Source organism: Bacteroides sp. AR20 (genome assembly GCF_964250605.1).
Classification (GTDB): Bacteria; Bacteroidota; Bacteroidia; order Bacteroidales; family Bacteroidaceae; genus Bacteroides; species Bacteroides uniformis.
The window spans coordinates 68,315-78,469 of sequence record NZ_CAXUGK010000023.1 but is presented as its reverse complement, the minus strand read 5'-3'; the positions used below and the strand labels follow the sequence as shown (position 1 = coordinate 78,469).

At 48.0% G+C, this 10,155-nt stretch carries 9 protein-coding genes and 1 tRNA gene; 6 read left to right on the top strand and 4 right to left on the bottom strand.

The features are described from left to right. The first annotated feature begins 2 nt into the window (after positions 1-2). Positions 3-75: transfer RNA gene (locus tag ACESTD_RS12980), tRNA-Gly, on the top strand. A gap of 72 nt (positions 76-147) precedes the next feature. Here ACESTD_RS12980 and ACESTD_RS12975 read toward each other — a convergent pair. Then, positions 148-744 carry a DUF4923 family protein gene (locus ACESTD_RS12975; RefSeq protein WP_057098077.1) on the bottom strand — a complete coding sequence of 199 codons (597 nt, stop codon included), beginning with the start codon at positions 742-744 and terminating at the stop codon, positions 148-150. A gap of 11 nt (positions 745-755) precedes the next feature. Beyond that, positions 756-1,364 carry a ribosome biogenesis GTP-binding protein YihA/YsxC gene (yihA, locus tag ACESTD_RS12970; protein ID WP_005836522.1) on the bottom strand — a complete coding sequence of 203 codons (609 nt, stop codon included), beginning with the start codon at positions 1,362-1,364 and terminating at the stop codon, positions 756-758. A 175-nt stretch (positions 1,365-1,539) separates the two neighbouring features. Here yihA and recR point away from each other — a divergent pair, with 175 nt between their 5' ends. The 3 genes from recR to ACESTD_RS12955 are packed head-to-tail and all read left to right on the top strand — an operon-like array spanning position 1,540 to position 3,215. Beyond that, positions 1,540-2,157: a recombination mediator RecR gene (gene recR, locus ACESTD_RS12965; RefSeq protein ID WP_005824669.1), complete on the top strand. Its 618-nt coding sequence runs from the start codon at positions 1,540-1,542 to the stop codon at positions 2,155-2,157. A 49-nt stretch (positions 2,158-2,206) separates the two neighbouring features. Beyond that, positions 2,207-2,665, top strand: a complete 459-nt coding sequence (locus ACESTD_RS12960; RefSeq protein ID WP_057098076.1) for a hypothetical protein — start codon at positions 2,207-2,209, stop codon at positions 2,663-2,665. Between the two features lie 13 nt (positions 2,666-2,678). Continuing rightward, complete coding sequence (locus tag ACESTD_RS12955; RefSeq protein WP_057098075.1) at positions 2,679-3,215, top strand: GNAT family N-acetyltransferase; 537 nt, start codon at positions 2,679-2,681, stop codon at positions 3,213-3,215. Here the strand turns inward: ACESTD_RS12955 and ACESTD_RS12950 are convergent. Beyond that, entirely contained in the window at positions 3,208-3,816 is a 609-nt protein-coding gene (locus ACESTD_RS12950; protein WP_081027399.1) for a YqgE/AlgH family protein, read from the bottom strand. The genes ACESTD_RS12955 and ACESTD_RS12950 overlap by 8 nt on opposite strands. Before the next feature lie 125 nt (positions 3,817-3,941). Here ACESTD_RS12950 and ACESTD_RS12945 point away from each other — a divergent pair, with 125 nt between their 5' ends. Beyond that, entirely contained in the window at positions 3,942-7,049 is a 3,108-nt protein-coding gene (locus ACESTD_RS12945) for a SusC/RagA family TonB-linked outer membrane protein (RefSeq protein WP_057098074.1), read from the top strand. Between the two features lie 20 nt (positions 7,050-7,069). Next, positions 7,070-8,650, top strand: coding sequence for a SusD/RagB family nutrient-binding outer membrane lipoprotein (locus ACESTD_RS12940; protein ID WP_373158905.1), 1,581 nt, complete (start codon positions 7,070-7,072; stop codon positions 8,648-8,650). Between the two features lie 28 nt (positions 8,651-8,678). Here the strand turns inward: ACESTD_RS12940 and ACESTD_RS12935 are convergent, their stop codons facing one another. After that, a complete protein-coding gene (locus ACESTD_RS12935) occupies positions 8,679-9,995 on the bottom strand; it encodes a pyridoxal phosphate-dependent aminotransferase (protein WP_098032642.1) in 1,317 nt (438 codons plus the stop codon). Between the last annotated feature and the right edge of the window lie 160 nt (positions 9,996-10,155).

Sequence of the window (10,155 nt, the reverse complement as noted above, 5' to 3'; positions counted from 1 at the left end):
ATGCGGAAATAGCTCAGTTGGTAGAGCATAACCTTGCCAAGGTTAGGGTCGCGAGTTCGAGTCTCGTTTTCCGCTCTTTTCAGATAAAAAAATCCCGCAAGCATTGTTCGGTGCTTGCGGGATTTTTTTGTTGTATGGAAGTTGTTGTTACAGTTTCTGTAATGAGAATCCGAGCATCATTCCGTCGTAGCTGTTGGCCAGCGAGCCGATACTCTTCAGAGTGGAGTTGCTGCTTTTGCTGGAGAGGAAGGTTATCAGTTTCAGTAGCTTGTCCGATTCGAACAGCAGGTCCATAGTTGTGGAGGTAGCGTTGACCTTGGCATTCATACCTATCAGCTTGGCGAATTTCAAGTTGACCTTTTGGGTGGATGCATTGTAGGAGTAGCTTCCCTTCATGCTCTTTTGCCCTACTTTGGCGCTGAATGTGCTGTCGGCGTTGAATGTGAATGACATTTGCCCGGCTTTGATGCCTACTTTGGCAAGCTGTTCGTCCAGTTTCTTTTCTGCGGCTGTGGCGGCAACGGCACCGCCGGCTTTCTGCAGCAGGTTGTCCGATTCGAATTCAATGGCGGAGCCGGTATACGACCAAGTGCCGGTCATATCCGCTGTTGACTTGCCGGTCACGGCATTTACCGCCTTCTCTATATTTTCTTTGTTGAACAAATCCTTGATGGATTGTGCATGACTATTGCTGGTCAGCAGTAGTGCGGCAACAAACAGTTGCCAAAAAACTAATCTTTTCATTTTACTTATTTCTATTGTTTGCTATTCAGGCTTTTGTTGATACTTTCGATATAGTCCAGCAGTTCTTTCCGTCCCATGCGGTTTTCAGAAGAGGTGATGAAGTAGGGGGGCAGCTCTTCCCATTGTTCCTTCAACTGTTCCAGGTATTCGTTGATGTGGGTGTTCAGTCTGCCGCCTTTCAGTTTGTCGGCCTTTGTGAAGACGATGGCAAAGGGTACACCGTTCTCGCCCAGCCATTCCGTAAACTCGAGGTCGATGGCTTGGGGAGCCAGCCGGCTATCTATAAGAACAAACAGACAAGTCATCTGTTCGCGTTGCAGTATATAACTTTCTATAATACGTTTGATTTGTTCCTGCCCTTTCTGTCCCCGTTTGGCGTAGCCGTATCCCGGAAGGTCTACAATGTACCAGCTCTTGTTGATGAGGAAATGGTTGATGAGCATGGTCTTTCCCGGTGTGGCAGAGGTCATGGCGAGCCCTTTTCTCCCGGTCAGCATATTGATGAGACTGGATTTTCCTACGTTGGAGCGTCCGATGAAAGCATATTCGGGAAATGTACCGGTGGGGCATTTCCGCACGTCTGTGTTACTGATGACGAATTCAGCGTTTGTAATATCCATTTTATTGCCTTTTTGGGGTTTTACGTGTGGCAAAGGTAGCACTAATTTCATAAGTTTGCACTATCTTTGCCCAGAAAGCGAAGATAGGCTGCACCTCAGCATAAAAAATGAACGAGTTCATTTTATTCTGCATTCGGTTTGCACTATCTTTGTGGCCAATAGGAGAATTTTAAGTATGAATGGACAGTTTCCCTCTACATTATTGGAGAAGGCGGTAAATGAGTTTGCCAAGTTGCCCGGAGTGGGACGCAAGACGGCTATGAGGCTGGTTCTTCACCTGCTCCGCCAGGATACGGCAGTGGTGGAAGCGTTCGGCAATGCCATCGTGACGCTGAAGCATGAAGTGAAATATTGCAAGGTATGCCATAATATATCAGATACGGAGACGTGCCGTATCTGTTCCAGTCCGCAACGGGACGCCTCTGTGGTTTGTGTGGTAGAGAACATCCGCGATGTGATGGCTGTGGAAGCCACACAACAGTTCCGTGGTTTGTATCACGTGCTGGGAGGCGTCATCTCGCCGATGGATGGCATTGGCCCCGGAGACTTGCAGATAGAAAGTCTTGTGCGGCGGGTAGCCGCCGGCGGCATCAATGAAGTGATTCTTGCGCTGAGCACGACGATGGAGGGAGATACCACCAACTTTTATATCTACCGCAAGCTGGAAAAACTGGGCGTGAAGCTCTCCGTCATAGCCCGTGGCATTTCCATCGGTGACGAATTGGAGTATACGGATGAAGTGACTCTGGGACGCAGTATTGTGAACCGCACTCCATTTTCCGGAACTGCCTGATTGTTTGGGGCCATTATCAATTATTCATTATCCACTATCAATTTACTAAATGGAAGAACAAATAAAGAAGACCGCAGCGCGTGTCCGAACAACTTTTGCCTATTTCTGGATGCTTCCCATCCTGCTCGTCCTGCTTGGAGAAACCGGAGGCGAATGGGTAGGTATGTATGCCGGAGATGTACGTGCCACCTATATGGCCGAGACGGTAACCATTCTGCTGGCTGCCTCTTGCGTACCCATAGCCTTGAAACTCTTTTCATGGGTATTAATCCGGAAAATAGATGTAGTGACGCTTCCCGAAGCCCTCCGCCTCTATGCGCTGTGGAGTGGCGTGCGGCTGGCATTGCTTGCCATACCGGTGCTTGCAGGCTTTTTCACCTATTATATCATGTTGAGCAGTACGGGTGCACTGTGTGCACTGATAGGACTGACGGCTTCTCTGTTCTGCCTACCGGGTGAGGGACGCCTGCGTAAAGAACTGCATATCAATAAAGAAGAAGAAATGTAACCGACTGGAAGATATGAATAAATCTTATTTCTGCAGTGAAAGGGTGCGTCTCCGTGCTATGGAGCCGGAAGACCTGGAAGTGATGTATGCTATGGAGAATGATTCCCAGACTTGGGATGTGACGAACTTCACCGTACCCTATTCCAGATTTGTCTTGAAACAATATATTGAGAATTCCGAATGCGATATGTTTGCCGACCGCCAGCTGCGTATGATGATTGTACGTGCAGAGGATGATGCGCTGATAGGTACCATCGATATTACAGAGTTTTCTCCCATGCATGCCCGGGGAGAGGTGGGCATTGCCATACGGAAGGAGTATCAGGGCAATGGTTATGCCAAGGAAGCGCTGCGTTTGCTGTGCGACTATGTTTTCAGTTTCTTGTATCTGAAACAGTTGATAGTCCATATCTCGGTGGATAATGAGGCAAGTATCCGCCTTTTTGAATCCTGCGGTTTTGTGCGTTGCGGGCTTTTGAAGGAGTGGTGGCGCGTAGGAGGATGCTATAAGGATGTCGTGCTGTTGCAACTTCTCCGAAGCGCTAATTGAGCGTTGGAATCTGAGGGAAACGCGACCATATTTCATATTTTGCTCCCAGCTTGCACAATGCCTTCTTCCAGAGTGTGCCGCTGGCCGCCTCGTTCATTAGCGAACTGATGTTTTCTTTGCCTACCAGCCAGGTGTTTTCTTCAATTTCCCGGCCCAGTTGTTCGTACTCCCAGCCGGAGTATCCCAAGAAGAATCTGATTCTGCCTTGAACGGGATTTCCCTGCATGATGTAGTTTTTAATGGCTTCAAAGTCACCGTTCAGGTAGAAGCCTTTGCCGATGGACAGCGCTCCGGTAATACCCTCGAGCGTGTGTAGATAGAACAACGTATCTGTGCTGAGCGGTCCTCCTTTATAGATAGGTATGTTTTCCGGGCAGTCGAAGTCTTTCAGCACATCATTCAAGAATAGGGGGAGCGGTTTGTTCAGAACCAGTCCCATTGTGCCGTCATGTGTATGGTCCACCAGTAGAATGACGGATCGTCCAAACATATGGTCACACAAAAAGGGTTCGGAAATCAAGACCTTTCCCCGGGCAGGAACCACATGGTTTGTTTCTATCTTGAATAGATTTATATTGCTATACATGCCCCTAATATACATAATATTCCACAATAAACCAAAGTTCTTCGCTGTTTTTCATTTTAAAAGTTTCTTTTCTCAGATTTTATGGCTTTTTTTATTCGGAGAAAATACTTAAGTTTGCAAGTAATTGGCAATTTAATGCAATGAAATATACTACATTATATACGTTAATTTTAGGGCTGTTTTCTATAGGATGGACGGATTGCCCGGAGGATTTTATGGAGCGTATGCAGCGTCCGGGACATTCTGAAATACAGCTTTCTAAAGTGATGATAAGTGGCCGTGTGCTGGATGAAAGCGGGTTTCCGTTGGCCGGTGCCACTATTCAAGAGAAAGAAACTGCCAATGGTGCGATAGCGGATTCGGAAGGAAAATTCACTCTGGTGGTTGCCGATAATGCAGTGCTTCGTGTTTCGTTTATCGGCTACATTTCCCAGGATATTGAGGTGGAAGGACGTTCGACCTTTCATATCACGCTAAGAGAAGATATGATAGAGCTGGATAACGTTATTGTTACCGCTTTGGGTATCGAAAAGAAAGAAAATTCTCTTTCTTACGCCACAGATTTAATAAAAAACGAGGAGTTGACGCGAGTAAAAATGCCCAACTTAATTACTTCGTTGACCGGCAAGTCGGCAGGTGTGCGTGTTAATCAGGTTTCTTCCGGTCTGGGAGCCTCAGCCAAAGTCAGTATCCGTGGAATCCGCTCGGTGGCGAGTGACAACCAACCGCTGTATGTGATAGACGGTGTTCCCATTCTGAACTCCACTTCCGAGCAAGCATACTCTGCCATAGGTGGAACGGCCAATGCCGGCAACCGTGACGGAGGAGATGGCATTTCCAATCTGAATCCTGAGGATATAGAGAGTATCAGTATCCTGAAAGGAGCTCCAGCGGCAGCTTTGTATGGTAGTCAGGCCGCCAATGGGGTGATACTGATTACTACAAAGAAGGGGCAGTCGCACGGGCAGCGCAGTGTTTCTTTCTCGACGAGCCTGATGTTCGACAATGCTTTTGCACTACCCAAGATGCAGAACCGCTATGGAGTAAGTGACGGTGTGGACAGTTGGGGAGAACGGGCAAACCTTCCCGAATATGATAATCTGAGAGACTTCTTCTCTACTGGTGTCACCTCCATAACTTCCATCTCCTTGAGTCACGGCAATGAGAAGTTGCAGAACTATTTCTCCTATGCCAATACTACGGGGCATGGCATCATTGGGAAACATAACCTTTCGAAGCACAACCTCACTTTCAGAGAGACTTCCGTTCTGTTGAATTCCCGTCTGAAGTTAGATGGCAGTATGAACTTGATGCGCCAGGTGGTGAAGAACAAGCCTACCGTGGGTGGTTTCTACATGAATCCTTTGGTGGGGCTCTACCGTTTTCCACGGGGTGAGGATATTTCTTATTATAAGGAGAACTTCGAGGTTTATGATGAGGGTAGAAACCTGAACATACAGAATTGGCATACCTCCTACGAGGATTTTGAGCAGAATCCCTACTGGATTACCAATCGCATATTGAGCAAGGAGAACCGTATGCATGTCATAGTCTCCTTATCTGCCAATCTGAAGATAAACGATTGGTTAAGCCTGCAGACCCGTGGCAATGTAGACTATATTAACGACAAGGTGCGCCAGCAGTTCTATGCCTCTACCGCTCCGGCGTTAGCGGGAGCCAATGGGCGTTATATCGAGATGGACTATCAGGAAACCCAATATTACGGAGACGCCATACTGATGATGAAAAAGCAGTGGGATGCATTCTCTCTCAACGCGGCGCTCGGTGCCAGTATCAATGACAAGACAGTGAACTCCACCCGCTATGACTCTAAAACAGCTTCGCTGAAATATGCCAATGTGTTCAATCTGGCCAATATCATCATGAATGGTTCCGCTGGGCTGGACCAGAAGATTGATGCACGGCGCCAATTGCAGTCCTTGTTTGCGACGGCACAACTGGGCTACAACGAGTTTGTCTATCTTGATTTGTCGGCCCGTAATGACTGGTCCTCCACGCTGGCTTATACATCTCATGAGAAAAGCGGGTTCTTCTATCCCTCCGTGGGATTTTCGCTGATATTCAATAAGCTGATGACTTTACCCCGATGGGTGTCACTGGCAAAGATAAGGGGGGCATACAGCATGGTGGGCAATGATATTCCCATGTTCATCACAAATCCTTCCTCGCATATCACGGCGGGTGGAGAGTTCCTGGCAAGTGATGCCGCGCCGTTCAAGGATATGGAACCGGAGATGACGCATTCCTTTGAGGCGGGTATAGAAGCGCGTTTTTTAAAGAACCGCATTGGTTTGAATGCCACTTTCTATAAGACGAATACCCGGAACCAGTTCTTCAAGCTTCCCACTCTGTCGGGCGATAAATATGCCTACCGTTATGTCAATGCGGGTAATATACAGAATGTGGGGTGGGAGGTTTCATTGGATGCCGTTCCTTTGCTGACAAACCATTTCAAGTGGAAAACAGAGGTAAACTTCTCCACCAACCGCAACAAGATAATTTCACTGCACGAAGCGCTGAAGGAGTTTCTTTACGGTCCTACCAGCTTCTCGTCCAGTTATGCCATGAAATTGGTGAAAGGGGGCTCTATCGGTGACATCTACGGAAAAGCTTTTGTACGTGACGATGCGGGCAATATCGTTTACGGCACGGAAGGAGACAATACCGGCATGCCTTTGGTGGAAGGTGATGGCAATACGGTGAAAGTGGGCAATGCCAATCCAAAACTGATGCTGGGCTGGAATCATATGCTGTCTTACAAGAATTTTTCTTTCTATTTTCTGGTGGATTGTCGCTTTGGAGGCGATATTTTGTCCCAGACGCAGGCGGATATGGATATGTATGGCGTTTCTGAAGTCACGGCCCGGGCCAGAGACAAAGGTTATGTAATGCTTGAAGGTAACCGGATAGATAATGTGAAAGGATTTTATAAGAATGTTGTAGGCGGACGGGCCGGGGTGACGGAATATTATATGTATGATGCCACGAACATCAGGCTGCGTGAGCTGTCCGTGGGCTACCAACTGCCTGCAGCCTGGATGGAAAAGACCAAAGTCCTCAAGCGGGCACAACTGTCCTTTTCGGGACGCAACTTGTTCTTCTTCTACAAAAAGGCGCCTTTCGACCCTGACCTGGTACTCTCTACGGGCAATGATAACCAGGGAATTGAAGTCTACGGTATGCCTACCACGCGTAGTTGGGGATTTTCTTTGAAGTGTGAATTTTAAGAGGGGGAGGGAGACTTGATATGAAGAGGATTATAGTACTGATTGGCATGGTTTTCGTGTTTCTGGCTTGTACGGGAGACTTTAAGGAAATCAATACGGACAAGTCCGGTGTGACGGACGAGAACTTGCAGGCCGACTATAACGAACATGGCATCCGTCTTGGAATCATCCAGCAAGGCATCTATTTCAATTACGACTACGGAAAGGGGAAGAACTGGCCTTTTCAGTTGACCCAGAATTTGAATGCCGACATGTTCAGCGGTTACATGCACGATGCCAAGCCTCTGAATGGAGGTTCGCACAATTCGGACTACAACTTGCAGGATGGATGGAACAGCGCCATGTGGGGACATACCTATGAGTATGTTTTCCCGCAGATATATCAGTCGGAGAATGCCACACGTGATCGCATGCCTGCCTTTTTCGGCATTACCAAGATACTGAAGGTGGAAGTGATGCACCGTGTCACGGACTATTACGGCCCTATTGTGTATAGTCATTTTGCCGATCTCGAAGCCCGTTATATGCCCGACACGCAGAAAGAGGTCTATAATGCATTTTTCTGTGAACTCGATACGGCTGTAGCTGTACTTTCCGATTATATTGTCGAGCATCCGGGAGCTTCGGAGTTTGCGCGTTTCGATATGTTGTTGGACGGTGATTATGACTCTTGGATAAAGTTTGCCAACTCGTTGAGGATGCGGCTTGCCATGCGCATTGCGGTAGCCAGTCCGGAGAAGGCAAAAACGGAATTCCGTAAAGCGATGGATAATGAATACGGAGTCATTCGGGAGGCGGACGAGTCGGTGGCGGTTTCCACGGCGAGTGGATATACCAATCCGTTGGGCGAGATAAACCTTGTTTGGAATGAAGCTTATATGGGAGCGCCGATGGAGTCCATACTGAACGGATATGAAGATCCCCGTCGTGAAATCTATTTTGCCACTTGCCAGGATGAACAGTTTGCAGGCGAGTATCGCGGCATTCGTCAGGGTACATGCTTTGCACATAACTATTATAATACACTCTCAAAATTGAAAGTTACCCAGCAGATTGATGCAGTGTTGATGCCGGCAGCAGAAGTCTGGTTCCTGCGTGCCGAGGCTGCCCTACGGGGATGGACCGATGAGTCGGTGAAAACCTGCTATGAAGAAGGGGTAATGGCTTCTTTCCGTCAGTATGGCATCTTGCAGTCCGATGCTTATCTGGAGAGCGACTTGTTGCCTGCCGATTTTGTGGATACCTACGATATGGAGAATGATATTACCGCCCGTTGTCAGGTTTCGCCACGCTGGCTGGAGTCAGCGGATAGGGATACGAAACTGGAGAAGATTATTACCCAAAAATGGATTGCCATGTTTCCCGAAGGGTGTGAGGCTTGGGCTGAACAGCGCCGGACGGGGTATCCCCGGCTATTCCCCGTACGCTTTAATCACAGTAAAGACGGGTGCATAGATACTGAGACAATGATTCGCCGTCTGAACTTTCCCGGCGGACTGAAGACGGAGAATGCCGAGCAGTATGCCGCTTTGGTAGAGGCACTGGGTGGGGATGACAATGCCGGTTCCCGATTGTGGTGGGATACCGGCATCAACTGGTAGAGATACCTTATTTATATAGGGATATTTTTTATTGGATGGGGTGATTCTCGGCAAAAATCGCCATACGTTCGTCCAACTGGTCGTACTGATGGTCTTGGATAAAGGAAGTGCAGGCACGCAATCCTTCTTGATGGCTTCCGGTGGTCACCAGCGAAATGGCGCTTACACCGTAGTACATTAGTTCCCGCGCAAGTTCTCCGCTACTCATGCCCGGATAACCGATGGTGAAATAGAAACCGTCGGCAACGGGATCACCCAAATCATTGTCGTATACCAAGTGGAAACCGTGGCGCAAGAAGATTTCTTTCAGGCGGCGGGCACGCTCACCGTATACTTTCACTTCATCAAGGAAGTTGTATTGACTTTCATTGGCTGCTTTAAGCATGGCGGCAAGAGCATACTGCGCAGAGTGGCTGGTGCCGGAGGAGAGCGCATAGAGTACGCGGTGGATGAATACTGTGCCGAAGGTGCCGCCGCCGTAGCGTTGTGTCAACCCGGGATAGGCCCGGTGATACAGTTTGTCCGAAATGCAGCTGACACCGATACGTTGACCGGCATAGCTGAAAGCTTTGGAACCGGAAATGAGCAGCACGTAATAGTCCGTATAGTGTGCCACAGAAGGTTGGTAAGGCGCTTGGAACGGTTTGCTCAAGTCTTGGCGGAAGTCCATGGCAAAGTAGGCGAGGTCTTCCAGCACAATGACGTCATATTGGGTTGCCAGTTCGCCGATGATGCGCAACTCTTCTTCTTTCAGGCAAATCCAGCTGGGGTTGTTGGGATTGGAATAGACGATGGCAGAGATATTGCCTTTGCTGAGGTAACTTTCCAGCTTCGCTTTCAACTTGTCGCCACGGTAGTCATATACGTCAAAGGTTTCATATTTCTGTCCCATCACGACCAACTGCTGCTTCTGTACCGGGAAACCGGGATCGATGAAGAGAATGGTATCCTTTTTCTCATCGCACTGGCTACATGTGAGGAATGAAGCGAAAGTTCCTTGCATGGAGCCGGTAACTGGTACACAACCTTCGGGGGCTACATCTACATTGATAAAGGCTTTGATAAAACGTGATGCTTCCTCTTTCAAGGCGGGAAGTCCGTTAATGTCCGGGTAGAGGCTGGCAATACCATTCTGCAATGCCTCCACCTCGGCCTTTACGCCGACGGCTGAGGGGGGGAGTCCGGGTACACCCATTTCCATTTTTATGAATTCCACACCCGATGCCGCTTCGGCATTGGCTGCAATGGCTTTTACTTCACGGATGGTTGCTTTGGCAAAGTCTGTGATATGAAAATCTGCGATAGTTTCATCTATCAACTTACGTTCAATAGGAGTATTTCTCATGATTTCAATATTAATTTAGTTTTGCAAAGGTAACATAAATCTCTTATAATCAAGCTATGTTAAAAAAAAGATGATTTTTTTTCTTTCAAGCTATTGCAGATATAAGAATTTTGTCTACCTTTGCAACCGCAATCGAGAGAGATAGCAACGAAAGAATGAA